Annotated in this window: 18 protein-coding genes and 1 pseudogene; 4 read left to right on the top strand and 15 right to left on the bottom strand. The window is 71.4% G+C overall.

All coding sequences use genetic code 11. The annotated features are described in order from the left end of the window. The first annotated feature begins 6 nt into the window (after positions 1-6). Positions 7-807: a sugar phosphate isomerase/epimerase family protein gene (locus N8I84_RS15190; protein ID WP_263234765.1), complete on the top strand. Its 801-nt coding sequence runs from the start codon at positions 7-9 to the stop codon at positions 805-807. A gap of 47 nt (positions 808-854) precedes the next feature. On the opposite strand, the gene N8I84_RS42715 is transcribed toward N8I84_RS15190, so the two are convergent. The 15 genes and pseudogenes from N8I84_RS42715 to N8I84_RS15115 all read right to left on the bottom strand — a co-directional run bounded on the left by N8I84_RS42715 (position 855) and on the right by N8I84_RS15115 (position 12,819). After that, positions 855-1,094 carry a gas vesicle protein K gene (locus N8I84_RS42715; RefSeq protein WP_313884258.1) on the bottom strand — a complete coding sequence of 80 codons (240 nt, stop codon included), beginning with the start codon at positions 1,092-1,094 and terminating at the stop codon, positions 855-857. Positions 1,095-1,241: 147 nt separating this feature from the next. After that, positions 1,242-1,508, bottom strand: coding sequence for a gas vesicle protein (locus tag N8I84_RS15180; protein WP_263230037.1), 267 nt, complete (start codon positions 1,506-1,508; stop codon positions 1,242-1,244). Continuing rightward, positions 1,505-2,317, bottom strand: coding sequence for a GvpL/GvpF family gas vesicle protein (locus N8I84_RS15175; RefSeq protein ID WP_263230036.1), 813 nt, complete (start codon positions 2,315-2,317; stop codon positions 1,505-1,507). Before N8I84_RS15175 ends, N8I84_RS15180 begins: the two co-directional genes overlap by 4 nt. A 368-nt stretch (positions 2,318-2,685) precedes the next feature. Next, a pseudogene (locus N8I84_RS15170) lies at positions 2,686-3,000 on the bottom strand (gas vesicle protein); the annotation flags it as partial. 82 nt (positions 3,001-3,082) lie between these two features. After that, positions 3,083-4,198, bottom strand: a complete 1,116-nt coding sequence (locus N8I84_RS15165) for an SRPBCC family protein (RefSeq protein WP_263230035.1) — start codon at positions 4,196-4,198, stop codon at positions 3,083-3,085. Then, the gene (locus N8I84_RS15160) at positions 4,191-4,691 is read right to left on the bottom strand and encodes a hypothetical protein (RefSeq protein ID WP_263230034.1); all 501 of its coding nucleotides are present in this window, start codon (positions 4,689-4,691) and stop codon (positions 4,191-4,193) included. Before N8I84_RS15160 ends, N8I84_RS15165 begins: the two co-directional genes overlap by 8 nt. 28 nt (positions 4,692-4,719) lie before the next feature. Continuing rightward, complete coding sequence (locus N8I84_RS15155; RefSeq protein ID WP_263230033.1) at positions 4,720-4,983, bottom strand: gas vesicle protein GvpG; 264 nt, start codon at positions 4,981-4,983, stop codon at positions 4,720-4,722. Between the two features lie 45 nt (positions 4,984-5,028). After that, a complete protein-coding gene (locus tag N8I84_RS15150) occupies positions 5,029-5,751 on the bottom strand; it encodes a GvpL/GvpF family gas vesicle protein (protein WP_263230032.1) in 723 nt (240 codons plus the stop codon). Beyond that, positions 5,748-6,176, bottom strand: a complete 429-nt coding sequence (locus tag N8I84_RS15145; protein ID WP_103838718.1) for a gas vesicle structural protein GvpA — start codon at positions 6,174-6,176, stop codon at positions 5,748-5,750. The genes N8I84_RS15150 and N8I84_RS15145 overlap by 4 nt, the downstream gene beginning before the upstream one ends. Positions 6,177-6,223: 47 nt before the next feature. Beyond that, entirely contained in the window at positions 6,224-6,550 is a 327-nt protein-coding gene (locus N8I84_RS15140; protein WP_103838719.1) for a gas vesicle protein GvpO, read from the bottom strand. Positions 6,551-6,812: 262 nt separating this feature from the next. Beyond that, positions 6,813-7,202 carry a D-ribose pyranase gene (rbsD, locus tag N8I84_RS15135; protein WP_263230031.1) on the bottom strand — a complete coding sequence of 130 codons (390 nt, stop codon included), beginning with the start codon at positions 7,200-7,202 and terminating at the stop codon, positions 6,813-6,815. Beyond that, complete coding sequence (locus N8I84_RS15130; protein ID WP_263230029.1) at positions 7,199-8,194, bottom strand: ribokinase; 996 nt, start codon at positions 8,192-8,194, stop codon at positions 7,199-7,201. Before N8I84_RS15130 ends, rbsD begins: the two co-directional genes overlap by 4 nt. 122 nt (positions 8,195-8,316) lie before the next feature. Then, positions 8,317-10,263 carry an ABC transporter permease/substrate-binding protein gene (locus tag N8I84_RS15125; protein ID WP_263230028.1) on the bottom strand — a complete coding sequence of 649 codons (1,947 nt, stop codon included), beginning with the start codon at positions 10,261-10,263 and terminating at the stop codon, positions 8,317-8,319. After that, positions 10,253-11,782, bottom strand: coding sequence for a sugar ABC transporter ATP-binding protein (locus N8I84_RS15120; RefSeq protein WP_263230027.1), 1,530 nt, complete (start codon positions 11,780-11,782; stop codon positions 10,253-10,255). Before N8I84_RS15120 ends, N8I84_RS15125 begins: the two co-directional genes overlap by 11 nt. Beyond that, positions 11,779-12,819, bottom strand: a complete 1,041-nt coding sequence (locus N8I84_RS15115) for a LacI family DNA-binding transcriptional regulator (protein WP_263230025.1) — start codon at positions 12,817-12,819, stop codon at positions 11,779-11,781. The genes N8I84_RS15120 and N8I84_RS15115 overlap by 4 nt, the downstream gene beginning before the upstream one ends. Before the next feature lie 325 nt (positions 12,820-13,144). On the opposite strand from N8I84_RS15115, the gene N8I84_RS15110 reads away from it, so the two are divergent. The 3 genes from N8I84_RS15110 to N8I84_RS15100 all read left to right on the top strand — a co-directional run bounded on the left by N8I84_RS15110 (position 13,145) and on the right by N8I84_RS15100 (position 14,295). Next, positions 13,145-13,471 (top strand): hypothetical protein, encoded by a 327-nt coding sequence (locus N8I84_RS15110; protein WP_263230024.1) that lies wholly within the window; start codon positions 13,145-13,147, stop codon positions 13,469-13,471. A gap of 80 nt (positions 13,472-13,551) precedes the next feature. Next, positions 13,552-13,866 (top strand): pore-forming ESAT-6 family protein, encoded by a 315-nt coding sequence (locus tag N8I84_RS15105; RefSeq protein ID WP_263230023.1) that lies wholly within the window; start codon positions 13,552-13,554, stop codon positions 13,864-13,866. A gap of 36 nt (positions 13,867-13,902) precedes the next feature. Next, positions 13,903-14,295 carry a DUF6507 family protein gene (locus N8I84_RS15100; RefSeq protein ID WP_263230022.1) on the top strand — a complete coding sequence of 131 codons (393 nt, stop codon included), beginning with the start codon at positions 13,903-13,905 and terminating at the stop codon, positions 14,293-14,295. The last annotated feature ends 149 nt before the right edge of the window (positions 14,296-14,444 follow it).

The raw sequence follows: 14,444 nt of genomic DNA, 5'->3' as shown, positions 1-14,444 counted from the left end.
AACCAGATGACGGTGAAGCAGCTGTCCATGCCCGAACTGGTCGATGTCTGCCAGGAGTTGGGCGTGCGGGGCGTGGGCCTGTGGCGGGAGCCCGTGCAGTCCCACGGCCTGGAGGCGACGGCGAAGCTGGTCCGCGACGCCGGGCTGACGGTGACGACCCTGTGCCGGGGCGGCTTCTTCACCGCGATCGACCCCGACGAGCGGGCGCGCGCCCTCGACGACAACCGCCGGGCGGTCGACGAGGCGGCCACGCTGGGCACGGACACGCTGGTCCTGGTCTCGGGCGGGCTGCCGGCCGGCTCCAAGGACCTGCGCGGGGCGCGCGAGCGGATCGCGGACGCGCTCGCGGAACTGGGCCCGTACGCGGCCGAGCGCGGTGTGCGGCTGGCCATCGAGCCGCTCCACCCGATGTACGCCTCGGACCGCTGTGTGGTCTCGACCCTGGCCCAGGCGCTCGACCTGGCCGAACGCTTCCCGGCGGAGCAGGTCGGCGTCACGGTGGACACGTACCACATCTGGTGGGACGACACAGCCCCCGAGCAGATCGCCCGGGCGGGCGCCGGTGGCCGGATCCACACCTTCCAGCTCGCCGACTGGACCACCCCGCTGCCGGAGGGCGTCCTCAACGGCCGCGGGCAGATCGGCGACGGCGCGGTCGACATGCGCGAGTGGAAGGGATACGTGGAGGCCGCGGGCTACACCGGTCCCATCGAGGTCGAGCTGTTCAACGACGGGCTGTGGGCGCGGGACGGCCGGGAGGTCCTCGCGGAGACGGTCGAGCGGTTCGTGGAGCACGTGATCCGGTGACGCCCCGGGCGGATTGGGCCCGCGCGGCCCGGTCCGCTCGCAGACCCTCAGGGCGGAAGCAGCGAACCCAGCGGGCCCAGGTCGATGTTGAGGTCGGCCATGGTGAGGCCGTACTGGTCGCACAGGTCCGCCATCCGGTCGTGCAGGAGCATCAGGGTCAGTCCGAGCCGTTCCTCCTGCTCCTCGCTGAGGTCGCCCTCGTCGACGCGGTGCAGGGCCTGCCGCTCCATCAGCTGGCGCAGCAACTCGACGATGGTGAGGACCAGTTTGACGAGATCCCGCTCCACCGTCTCCGGGTCGGCGTGCAGACGGCGCGCGACGCCCTCGCCCCGGCCGGCGGACGGCGGGGGACCTCGTCCGGGCGGGCGGGCAGCAGCGAGAACGCCCGGGTCGCGGCCTCGGCCACCTGCCGCAGCCGGTCCGCGCGCGGGTCGTCAGCCGGGCCCGTCACCGTGGCTCCCGTGGACCGGAAGCGCGGAGTGTCCCGGGGGCAGGAACGTCGCCCACTCCGCGTCCAGCTCCTCGCGGATCGCGACGATCACCGCGCGCAGCGAGATCCGCACCAGGTCGACGTCGGCGATGGACAGCACGAGATCGCCGGTGAGCACCACACCGCCGCTCAACAGCCGGTCCAGCAGGTCGATCAACGCCACCTGCGGCTGAGCGACCGGACGGTCGTCGAACGGGCCGTAGTCGCTCACCGCTGCCCGGCCCCTTCCCGCGCGTCGGGCGCGAGCGGCGCGGTGAAGGAGTACGGCGCCCACGGCCCGGTGACGTCCACGCGGACCCCGGGCAGGCCGTCGGCCGCGTGCAGCATCCGGTCGCGGAACTCCTCGGACAGCCGGCGCGGGACCAGATAGGCGTCGTTGGCGATGTTCTCGCCCGGTACCTGCGCGAGGCCTCCCTGCTGCGGCCGGTGCCGGGTGCGCTCCACCGCCAGGCCCCTGGCCTCCTCCTCGGTCCGTCGCACGGCCTCCTCGGCGAGCCGCCAGGCGTCCTCGCGCGCCTGCCGCTGGTGCCGACGGCCGCGCAGATACGCCCGCCCCGGGTTCTCCTCGCCCGCCGGGGCGCCGGTGGGCGCCTGGGCGGGCGGGGGCTCCGGCGGCGCCTCGACGTAGACCTTCACGCCCCACTCCACGTGCGAGGCGAGCCGGTCGAGGAGTGCGGCGAACTCCGCCTCCCGCCCGGCCAGCATCTCCCGTACCCGGCTCGCGTCCAGGTAGACGGTGGCCAGCCGCAGCGGAAGGACCGTGGTGTGCCCGGCCAGTGTCTCGATCACGAAGTGGTGCGCACGGGCCGTCGCCTCCAGCCACCGCAGGTCCTCGAGACCGGCCCTCAGGGCCGACTCCGAGAACTCGGCCGCGGGCACCGCGCTGACCGCGGCCGCCACCTGGCCGTGGCGGACCAGGGCGACGGGGGCGTCCGCCACGCCCCGGACAGACGCGAGCGACTTGTCGTCCAGGGCCGACGCACCCAGCACGGCATACGCGTAGCACAGCTGCTCGTCCACCGCCCTCAGCTCCGGTCCTCGTCCTCATCGGCCCTGCGCCGGGTGCGTCGCGGCTCGGTGCGCGGCTCTCGTTCGGCGTCGCGGTCCCGTCGTGGTTCTCGTTCGGCGTCGCGGTCCCGTCGTGGTTCTCGTTCGGCGTCGCGGTCCCGTCGTGGTTCTCGTTCGGCGTCGCGGTCCCGTCGTGGTTCTCGTTCGGCGTCGCGGTCCCGTCGTGGTTCTCGTTCGGCGTCGCGGTCCCGTCGTGGTTCTCGTTCGGCGTCGCGGTCCCGTCGTGGCTCCCGCTCGGCGTCGCGGTCCTCCCGCGGCCGGCTGCGGCGGCCGGACCTGCCCTCGGACAGCTCGGGCGGTGGGGACGACGCGAGTTGTCCGCGCAGCTCCTCCACTTCGGCCCGCAGCCGCTCGTTCTGTTCCCGGAGGCTGCGCCGGCCGTCGGCGCGTGAGGACAGCGCCGGGTCGTGCTCCCACCAGTCGATGCCGATCTCCCGGGCCTTGTCCACGGAGGCCACCAGGAGCCGGAGTTTGATGGTGAGCAGCTCGATGTCGAGCAGGTTGATCTTGATGTCGCCGACTATCACGATGCCCTTGTCGAGCACGCGTTCAAGGATGTCGGCCAGGTTCGCGCCGGAGGACCCCTGACTGTAGGGGGTCAGGGGCCGCGACGCGGGGACGGCGGGATCGGACACGGCACACTCGACCTCGTTTCCCTGAGCACCCGGCGCCGGCGACAACGGAGGCCGGCGAGTTCACGCACCTCAGCGCCCGCGACTATCCGCGGCGCCGACGCCCTTCGGGTGCCTCCCTCTCGTCGTAGCGGTCGTCGGGTTGCTCGTCTTCGTCCTCCTCCCACTCGTCGTCCTCCTCGGAGGACTCGGGCTTCTCGTCGTCCTCGTCCTCTTCGTCCTCGTCCCGGCGTCCCCGACGTCCCTCTTCTCTGTCTGCCTCTTCTTCCTCCTCCTCGTCCCGGCGGCGCTCCTCGGGCTCCTCTTCCCGCTCCTCGGGCTCCTCCTCGCGCTCCCCGCGGCCCTCCTTCTCGGCCTCTTCCTCTTCCTCGCGCTCGACCTCCTCCGAGCTGCGGACCACCTCCCCGTCGCGGATCTCGCCGCGCCAGGCGCCGGTGGCCTCACCGCGGGTCATGACGAACGAGCGGTAGAGCTTGAGATCGAGCCGCACCCGCCGCCCCTGGGCGCGCCACAGGCTGCCCGTCTTCTCGAACAGGCCCTTGGGGTAGTACTGCAGGACCAGCAGAACCTTGGTGAGGTTGTCGCCGAGCGGGTGGAAGGTGACGACGCCCTTGTTCGTGCCCTTGGGACCCTCGGTGGTCCAGGCGATGCGCTCGTCGGGCACCTGCTCGGTCACGACGCCCCGCCATTGGCGACGTGACTTGGCGATCTTCGCCTGCCAGTGGGTCGTGGTCTCGTCGTCCTGCCGGACGTCCTCGACACCCTTGGCGAACTTTTCGAAGTCCGGGAACTGCGTCCACTGGTTGTAGGCCTCGCGGACGGGCACGCCCACCTCGACGTCCTCGATGATGGTCAGTCCCCGCTGCGGTCCGCCGGGCTTCTTGCCGCCTACGCCCGCCGCCTCCTTGGCCTTGCCGAGCAGCGTGTCCTTCGCCTGGGACAGGATTCCGCCCGCCCCCGCCCCCGCGCCTTCCCCTCCGAGGAGCCTCTTGCCGCCCTTGAGGGCGAGTTTGCCCAGCATGCCGGGACCGACGTGCGTCTCCGCCAGCCGGCGCGCCCCCTCACCCAGCCGCTCGCCCATGCTCTCGAGCATCACCTGGAGCCGGGCCTGCAGGTAGCTCTCCAGCTCTGCCTTGAGCCGGTCCGCGCCAGGGTTCCCCTGCACCTGATCACGAACCTTGTTGAGGGTGCCCTCAACCATCGTCCGGCCTCCTTGATCGTGCGGACCCGCTCTTCGCCCTCTTCTCGCGCCCCTCGCTCCGGTGACCCGGCTCCTCCCCTGCTCCGCTCCGACGCTCTCTCCGGCTTCCGTCGTCCCGGCCGCCCTCGTCCCGGTCCCCCTCCTCGTCCGCGTCTTCCTCGTCGCGGGCCTCCTCGTGCCGACCGCGCCCGCCCTCGCCGTGCGTCCTCTCCTTCAGCCCCGCGGTGCGCTCGTGCAGGGCGTCGGCCAGGCTCTCGGCCTTCGCCGACAGCACGGTGGTGGCCGCGGCCTTGCCCGCGCTCGCCAGCTCACCGCGCACCTGCTTGCTGACGTTGCCGAGGACGGGGGAGTCCTGGAGCAGCTTGCCGACCTGCCCGGGCCTCATCCGCGACCCGGCCATCGCCGCCCCCAGGCTCAGGGCGAGCTTGCCCTTCTTCGTCCGGCCCAGCAGATAGCCGCCGAGAACAGCCGCGCCGATCTTGGCGTTGTTCATGGTTCCCTCTTCTTTCTTTCGCCGACCGTCACGGCCCGCCCTGCGCCTTCCGCAGGTGGTAGGCCCTGATCTCCTCCAGGCGGTGCAGCAGCGCCTCCTCGCGCTGCGCGAACTCCTCCTCGGCGATACGGCCCTCGGTCCGCGCCTGCTCCAGGTTCACCAGCTCCTCCTGGATGGGAGCCGGGTCGTAGTACTCCTGCTCCGCGGTCTTGACGACCTTGTCGAGCACCCAGCCGATGCCCCTGACCGGGGCGAACGGCAGCCCCAGGATCCCGGTGACCAGTCCTCCCACAGCGCCTCCTCCTCATGCCGTCCGGGTCGGTCGGTCCGGGCCCGGTCAGGCGAAGCTGTACGGCGGCAGCGGCCCCCGTACCCGCACCTCGATGCCCTCGCCGAGGCGCTCGGCCAGCTCCTGCCCGGCCCGTGTGAACTCCTCCGCCCGCTCGCCCTCCACCAGGAAGGACGCGTTCACGAAGTACTGCTTGGACGGGGGGGACACCTTCTCCGACAGCGCGAGCGGCCGCAGCGCGGCGAGGACCTCCTCGGCCTCCGCGTCCTGGCGGCTCTGCACCTCCTGCGCGATGAGCTGACCGAGCGCCAGGCGGTCGTCGTAGCTGCCGCCCTCGCGGGTCCGCGCGCTCAGCGCCCGCGCCTGCTCGGACTCCTCGAGGATGGTCCGCAGCAGGGCGTCCTCTTCCTGCACGCCCTTGACGTTGAACTCGGCCCGCCCGGTGAGCTCGTCCAGCCGCTGGGAGAACTCCTCGGCCCGCGACTCCAGCACGGCGCGTACGGCGTCCTCGTTCTCCGCGACGTATCCGAAGCCGAGCGGCAGGATGCTGCCGCCGGCCCACAGACGTCCCTGGACCTCGTTGTGCGCCTCCAGGTCGCGGCGCGCGACCGACAGGTCCTGGGGGGCGTCACTGACGACGGCGCACAGCGAGCCGCTGCGGACGGTCCGCAACTCGGCGGGGGCCTCGCCCACGCCCTTGACCCCGTCCAGATCCAGCGGATGCGAGTCCTTGGTGATCGCGTACACGTACAGCGACATCGGCTCGCTCACTCCTCCCGGTCCTTCGAGGAGCGGTGGCTCGAGCCGCGTTCGATGTGCTCGGGCTCCCTCTCGCGCTCCTTGCTCCCCTTCTGGAGCGATTCGGTGAACGCCTCCACCGCGCCGGTCAGCGCGCCCTTGCTCTTGCCCCGGGCACCACCCTCGGTGATGCTCTGGGTGATGTCCGTCAGCGTCGCGGGGGCCTTGCGGCCGGACTCCAGGTCCAGCCGGTTGCAAGCCTCGGCGAAGCGCAGATAGGTGTCGACGCTGGCGACGACCACGCGGGCGTCCACCTTCAGAATCTCGATTCCGATGAGGGACAACCGTACGAATGCGTCGATGACGAGGCCCCGGTCGAGAACCAGTTCCAGTACGTCGTAGAGGTTGCCGGAGCCTCCGCCGCCCCCGCCGGCCGGCAGACCACCGCCCTGCGGCATTACAGTCACAATCTTCTGTCCCTTCAAGCGAAGGGCGTCAGCCGCTGTCAGCGGCCCTCTTTGTCGACCTGCGCGCGGGTGTAGCGGCGTACTTGTTCGTAGCCCATCAGATTGCCCGCGGGGTCCAGAACGACCCGGTAGCTGGCCATCACACTGCTCGTGTCCGGAACACGCTCCAGCTCCACGACCTCGACGAGGGCCTCCCAGCCATGGTCCGTCGGTCTCAGCGCCGAAACGGACTGAGGAGCCCGCCCGAGCAGCTCGGTCAGCTGTTCGGCCGCGCTCCGCATGGCCTGGGGAGCGCTCACTCGCTGAGGAGCGGACGCCTCCCGCGACGAGGAGTCTGCCTTGTCCGGCTCACGGTCGTTCGTGATCCATCACCTTCTTACTCCACTTCCATCATCGACCCTGACCACATCCGGTGCCAGTTCTTGCGCCGCCCGCGACGGACCCTCGGAAAATTCTCCGCGAAGGGTGCAACCCTTGCCGCCCTCTGCGTGTCGTAAGGGGAGTCAGGACTCCCCGGGGGGATCTGGGGGGATCACGGGGGTTCTGGCTGGGTGGGGGGAAACCGAGGGGCCCGGGCAGTGACCGGGCCCCTCGAAGTATCGCGGTATCGCAGGCAGAGCGGCCGGTTCAGAAGAAGACGCCGCAGCGCAGGAGCACGTTCGCGTACGGGCGGGCCTCACCGGTGCGGACCACCAGGTGGGCGTCGGCCGCAAGCCGCTTCAGCTTCTCGTGCGGGACCAGCTCGAGGTCCGGGAAGCGGGCCTCCAGCAGCGCCGTGGCCTGCGGGTTGGCGTCCCGCACCTCGTGCGCGGCCGTGGCGCCCTCCACCACCAGCTCCTGGAGCAGACCGTCCAGGACCTCCGCGAAGGACGGCACCCCGGCGCGGAACGCCAGGTCCACGACCCGGGGGCCCGCCGGGATCGGCATGCCCGCGTCGCATATCAGGACCCCGTGCCCGTGCCCCAACTCGGCCAGGGCGCCCGCGAGGTGACGGTTCAGGATTCCGGCCTTCTTCACAGGGACTCACCTCGCGCGGACGCTCCTCGGGCAGGCACTCCAGGCTCGCCTTCCCGGCCGGGCGTCCGGGGGTCGTCCCCCAGGCCGGCGCCGCACAGGGCTTCGACCTCCTCGGCGGTGGGGTAGGACTCCTGAGCGCCGGGGCGCGTCACCGCCGCCGCCCCCACCCGCGCCGCGTACGCCGCCGCCTCGGGCAGCGCCGCGCCCGTGCCCAGCCGCCAGGCCAGCGCAGCCGTGAAAGCGTCGCCCGCGCCCGTCGTGTCGACGGCGTCCACCTTCACGGAGGGGACACGGGTCATCGAACCGTCGGCCGCCACCAGAGCGCCCTCCGCGCCCAGCGTCACCACCACCGAGCGGGGGCCGAGCGCCAGCAGCGCCCGCGCCCAGTCCTCAGGCGCCCCGCCCAGCTCGTCGCCCGCGATGACCCGTGCCTCGTGCTCGTTCACGATCAGCGGGTCACAGGCCGCCAGCACCTCGGCGGGCAGTGGCCTCGGCGGCGACGGGTTCAGCACGAACCGGGTGCCGGACGGCAGGTTCCGTACGACCTCCTCCACCGTCTCCAGTGGGATCTCCAGCTGCGCCGACACCACCCGGGAGGCGTGCAGCAGGCCTTGTGCGGCCCGTACGTCCTCAGGGGCGAGCCGCCCGTTGGCGCCCGGGGAGACCACGATGCTGTTGTCCCCCGACGGGTCCACCGTGATCAGCGCGACCCCCGTGGGCGCCCCGCCGACCAGGACCCCCACCGTGCCGACGCCCGCCGCGCGCTGCGCGTCCAGCAGCAGCCGGCCGTGCGCGTCGTCGCCGACCCGGGCCAGCAACGCCGTACGGGCGCCGAGGCGGGCGGCGGCCACCGCCTGGTTCGCGCCCTTGCCGCCCGGGTGGACGGCCAGGTCGGAGCCGAGCACCGTCTCCCCGGCCGCGGGCCGCCGCTCGACCCCGATCACCAGGTCGGCGTTGGCCGATCCCACGACCAGGAGGTCGTAGTCGTACATGAACTGTCTCCCAACGGATCCCAGCGGATCCCCGTGCATCCGACAAAGCGGTGAATCCGGCGCCACGGCCGCGGACCGCGCGTGCTGCGCGGCCCGCCGCCGTGGCGACCGGACGGGGCGGGTCAGCCGGTGAACCCGGCCACGTTCTCCTTCGTGACCACCTTCACCGGCACCATGACCGTTTTCTCGACCTTCTTGCCCTGAGCGGCCTGCAGCGCGTTGTCGATCGCGATCCGGCCCAGCTGCGAGGGCTGCTGCGCCACCGACGCGTACAGCGTGCCCGCCTTGACCGCGGCGAGTCCGTCCGGCTCACCGTCGAAGCCGACGACCTGGACCGACTTCCCGGCCTTCGACCCCAGCGCCTTGATCGCGCCGAGCGCCATCTCGTCGTTCTCGGCGAAGACGCCCTGGATGTCCGGGTGGGCCTGGAGCAGGTTCGTCATCACGTCGAGGCCCTTGGTGCGGTCGAAGTCGGCGGGCTGCTCGGCGACGACCTGGATGCCCGGGTAGGCCTTCAGGCCCTCGGCGAAGCCCGCGCCGCGCTCGCGGCTCGCGGACGTGCCGGCCAGACCCTGCAGGATCACGATCTTGCCCTTGCCGCTGAGCTTCTCGGCCAGCGCCTTGGCGCCCAGCTTGCCGCCCTCGACGTTGTCGGAGGCGACCAGCGCGGCCGTCTTCGCCTTGTTGACGCCGCGGTCGACGCCCACGACGGGGACGCCCGCCTTGTTCGCGGCCCGCACCGCCGGGCCCGCGGCGTCCGAGTCCACCGGGTTGACGACGATCGCGCCGAGGCCCGAGCTGGTGAAGTTCTGCAACTGGTTGGCCTGCTGCGAGGCGTCGTTCTGCGCGTCCGTGACGGTCAGGTCGACGCCCAGCTTCTTCGCCTCCGCCTGCGCGCCCTGCTTGATCTGGACGAAGAAGGGGTTGTTGAGGGTGGACAGCGACAGGCCCACCTTCGGCGTGGTGGAGGACGAGCCGCCGTGCAGGAAGGACATCCCGCCCACCACGGCCACCGCGACCACGGCCGCGAGCGCGTACGTCAGCGTCTGCCGGCCCCGGCCGCCCGGAGAGGTGCCGGCGGCCACGGGGGTGGCCCCGGCCTTGCGGCGCACGGTGTCGAGGAGCACCGCCAGGGCGATCACGACACCGATGACGACCTGCTGCCAGAAGGCCGACACCGACAGCAGGTTGAGGCCGTTGCGCAGCACCGCCAGGATCAGCGCGCCGATCAGCGTGCCCGACGCCTTGCCGGTGCCGCCCGCGAGGGAGGCGCCGCCGATGACGACCGCGGCGATCGCGTCCAGCTCGTAGCCGTTGGCGGCCTGCGGCTGCGCGGAGGACAGTCGCGCGGCGAGCACGATGCCCGCGGCCGCGGCGAACAGACCCGACAGCGCGTAGATCGCGATCTTCTGCTTCTTCACCCGCAGACCCGACAGACGGGCCGCTTCCTCGTTGCCGCCGATCGCGTACATGGAGCGGCCGATGTACGTACGGCCGAGGACGAACGCGGTGATCAGGCCCATGACGACCATGACGAGGACCGGCACGGGCAGCCAGCCGCCCAGCGTGTCACCGAGGTGCGAGACCGAGTTCGGGAACGCGATCGGGGAGCCCTGCGAGATGACCAGCGAAAGACCGCGGCCCACCGACAGCATGGCGAGCGTCGCGATGAACGGCGGGAGCTTCCCGTACGAGATCAGGATGCCGTTGACGAGTCCGGCGGCGAGGCCGGTCGCGATCGCGAGGATCACCGCTATCGCGACGGGGACGCCCGCCGACGTGGCGCTCCAGGCCAGGACGGTGGCCGACAGCGCGGCGACCGACCCCACCGACAGGTCGATGCCCGCCGAGACGATCACGAAGGTGACGCCGAAGGCGAGGATGGCCGTGACGGCCGCCTGGACGCCGATGTTGAGGAGGTTGTCGGTCGTCAGGAAGTCGCCGGACAGCGCGGACATCGCGATGACCAGGACGATCAGCGCGGTGAGCGCGCCGTTGTCGAGCAGGAGTCTGCGGACCCCCGCGGCGCCACCGGCGCCCGCCCGGCTCTTGAGCGTGTCAGTGGCCACGGGTGGCCTCCATTTCGTTCACAGACGTGGTGGGTGTGCTGACGGCGAGCGCCATGACGGAATCCTGCGTCGCCTCGTCGGCGGAGAGTTCGCCCGCGATCCGGCCCTGGGCCATCACCAGCACCCGGTCGCTCATGCCGAGCACCTCGGGCAGATCGCTGGAGATCATCAGGACTGCGGCGCCCGCGGCCGTGAGTTCGTTGATCAGCTGGTAGATCTCGACCTTGGCGCCGACGTCGATACCGCGCGTCGGCTCGTCGAGGATGAGCACCTTGGTGTTCGCCAGGAGCCACTTGCCGATGACGACCTTCTGCTGGTTGCCACCGGAGAGCGTGCGCACGTGCTGGCCGAGACCGGCCATCCGCACGCGCAGCTGGTCGGCGACCTTGGCCGCGGCGGCGTGCTGCCCCTTGCGGTCGACGAGCCCGCCGCGGGTCGCGGCCCGCATGGTCACGAGTCCGAGGTTCTCCTCGATGGACGCGTCCAGGACGAGACCCTGGCCCTTGCGGTCCTCGGGCACGAGCCCGATCCCGGCCTCCATCGCGGCGTTCACGTCGTACCGGCGCACCTGGGTGCCGGCGACGCGCACGGCTCCCCTGTCATAGGGATCGGCGCCGAACACCGCCCGTACGACCTCCGTACGGCCGGCCCCCACCAGCCCCGCGATGCCGACGACCTCACCGGCCCGCACCTCGAACGACACGTCGTGGAAGACCCCGTCCCGGGTGAGCCCCTCGACGGTGAGCAACGCCGCGCCGGTGTCGGGCCGTTCACGCGGGTACTGCTGCTCGATCGACCGTCCCACCATGAGGCGCACGAGCTCGTCCTCGGGCGTGGAGGCGGGCACCTGACCGACGCTCCTGCCGTCGCGGATCACGGTCACCCGGTCCCCGAGAGCGGCGATCTCCTCCAGATGGTGGGTGATGAAGACGATGCCGACGCCGTCCTCGCGCAGCGCGCGCACGATGGCGAACAGCTTCTCGACCTCTTCGGAGGTGAGCACGGCCGTCGGCTCGTCCATGATCAGCACGCGCGCGTTCAGGCTGAGCGCCTTCGCGATCTCGACCATCTGGAGCCGGGCGATGCCCAGTTCACGCACACGCGCGCGGGGAGACACGTTCACACCGACGCGTTCGAGGAGTGCGGCGGCGTCCGCCTCCATCTTCTTGCGGTCGATCATGCCGAAGCGGCGCGGCTGGCGGCCCAGGAAGATGTTCTCGGCGACGGTCAGGTCGGGAACGAGGTTGAACTCCTGGTAGATGGTGGCGATCCCGAGGCGCTCGGAGTCCTGCGCACCGTGGATGCGCACCTCCTCGCCGCCGACCAGGATCCGCCCGGCGTCGGGGCGGTAGGCGCCGGAGAGCATCTTGATGAGGGTGCTCTTGCCCGCGCCGTTCTCACCGAGCAGCACATGCACCTCGCCGCGGCGCAGATCGAAGTCGACGCCGTCGAGCGCGACCACGCCGGGGAAGGTCTTGCGTATGCCTTCGATGCGCAGCAACTCGTCAGGGTTGCTCACGACTGGCTCCTTTGTACGGGGAACTGCACAGCGGGGGCCTGTGCAGGCGACTCGCCGCACGAGCGGCGTACGACGAGACGGGCGGGGAGGGTGACGGACTCGGGGTGCCGCCCCTCGATGCGGTCGACCAGCGCGCGCACGGCGGCGCGTCCCAGCCGGCCGGTGGGCTGGGCGATCGCGGTGATCGGCGGATCGGTGTGCACGAACCACGGGATGTCGTCGAACGCGGCGAGCGCGATGTCGTCCGGCACCCGCAGCCCGCGCGCCCGGATGGCGTCCAGCGCGCCGAGCCCCATCAGGTTGTCGGCGGCGAACACGGCCTCGGGCGGCTCGGCCAGGTCGAGGAACCGCTCGGTGGCCCGGCGCCCGCTCTCGACCTGGAAGTCGCCCTGGCCGATGTAGGCGTCCGGGAGGGGGAGCCCGTACTCGGCCAGGGCCTCGCGGAAGGCCTCGACGCGCTCGCGGCCCGTCGTGGTCGCCGCCGGACCGGCGATGATCGCGAGCCGCCGGTGGCCGAGCCCGTGCAGATGACGGACGAGATCGTGGACGGCGGCGCGGCCGTCGGAGCGTACGACGGGTACGTCGACGCCCGCGATCCACCGGTCCACGAAGACCATCGGGGTGCCGGCCCGCGCGGCGTCCAGGATGAGCGGCGACCCGCCGTCCGTCGGGGAGACGAGCAGCCCGTCGATCCGCCGGTCCATCAGGGTCCGCACATGGTGGTCCTGGAGGTCGGGCCGCTCGTCGGCGTTGCCGATGATCACGCTGTAGCCGAGGGCGCGGGCCTCCTCCTCGACGGAGCGGGCCAGATGGGTGAAGTAGGGGTTGAGCACGTCGCTGATGACCAGGCCGAGGGTGTGGGTCTGGTCGGTGCGCAGGGACCGGGCGACGGCGTTCGGGCGGTAGCCCAGCGCCTCGACGGCGGCCAGCACACGGGTGCGTGCCTCGGCGCTGACCGACGGGTGGTCGTTCAGGACGCGCGACACCGTGGCGACGGAGACTCCCGCCTCGGCGGCGACGTCCTTGATGCTCGCCATCGCCGGACCACCTCCTTGTGGATCCGTGGAATCGTTTTCACGACTGACGAACAGGATTGGAATCGATTACATTCCGTTCTTCAAGGGGTGGAGCGAGGGCGAGACCTGATTGTGACCGTGTGAGGCAGGTCACTTGAGGGGGCGTGGGCTGCGGCTGGTGTGAGGTGGGCCACTCGAGTGCATGTCTGCCCCCTGGACTTCGCGGAGTGATCCGTTCCCTGTAGCAGGGCTGTGACCGGAGGCGGTTGCGAGTGTGAGGGGCGGCCGTGAACATGGAGGGTGCGGAATCGTTCAGTGAGCTCAACTCGCCACAGGGGGAGCCGAGATGAAGTTCGACATGGGGGCGCAGACCCTGTCCACGCTGGTCAAGGAGTCGCGTGGGTCGAGTGACGATCTGGGGACGCTGATCCGTCAACTGGTGCAGGCGGCACAGCCGTTGGAGGGGAAGTTCAACGGTGCGGGCCGGGTGGCGTTCGACCGGTTCAAGGCGCGGGCGGACGAGATCACGCAGGAGCTGAACGGTTCGCTGGCGGCGATCCTGGGCGGTCAGAGCGGCATGGACTCGGCGTTCGGCACGGGTGTCCAGGAGCAGGGTGACAACGCGCGGCGTCAGATGGGGGCGGCGAACTTCGACGCGGCCAGGTTCCGCTGAGCGCGGCGGCGCGGGTGGCCGCGGCGGAGCGGCCGACGGCAGGTCGACTTCTGTCCTTTTTCCACGGGGAGTGATGGGTGATGGCGGGTTCGGATGTGGACCGTCGGTCGTACGACACGGGCGCGTCGGCGGACGCGCAGGCCAGTCTCCAGTCGGTGATCGGCCGGTTGGAGCAGGTCATCGCGGATCGGGACCGTCAGGTGAAGGCGGCGATCGCGGACTTCACGGCTGACGGGGTGGCGGACGAGTACCACGGCAAGGAAATGCGGTGGAACCGTGCGTCGCAGGAGGTGAAGAACATCATCGCGCTGGTGAGGTCGACGCTGGAGGAGAACGACGCGACGGCGCAGTCGACCATGGCGCGGGCGAAGGCGGCGGTCGACGGCATCGGCTGAGGCCGGTGGTGGTTTGGCGGTAGGTGCGGGGGGTGCGTGGTGCCGGGCTGGGATCTGAAGCCGCAGGGCATTCAGGGTGTGTTGAAGACGACGGGTGAGGCGGCGTCGCATTTCGAGAAGCAGGCGAACGCGTTCGGGGAGCATCTGACGTCGGCGGCGTCCAGTGCCGGCACGATCTCCGCGAACGGTGGGGGCGGGGGCGGTGACGGGAAGCCGCAGGGCGGCCTGGTGGCGCTGGCCCTTTCGCAGTACGCCGAACACGCCACGAGGGACCTGCAGTTCATCGCGGCGCGGGCGGGCAAGTCGCTGCAGGGTGCGGTGGATGCGACGACGGCCTATCTGAACGGGGACGAACAGATGGCGGCGCAGGCGCAGCGCAAGGCGCTGGCGGATCCGCGGGTGGACATGCCGGGGGCGGGTCAGAGGTGATCGATCCGGAGGCGATACCGCAGTACACGGGGAACCTGGCGGAGCTGGAGGCGGCGTACGGCGACCTGAAGAGCGACGCCTCCGACATCCGCGACACCGGCCGGGACGTGCACACCCGGTTCCAGGGCCTGACGGCGTACTACAGCGCG

The organism is Streptomyces cynarae (assembly GCF_025642135.1).
Lineage (GTDB): Bacteria > Actinomycetota > Actinomycetes > Streptomycetales > Streptomycetaceae > Streptomyces > Streptomyces cynarae.
This window is presented reverse-complemented; position numbering and strand designations above follow the sequence as displayed.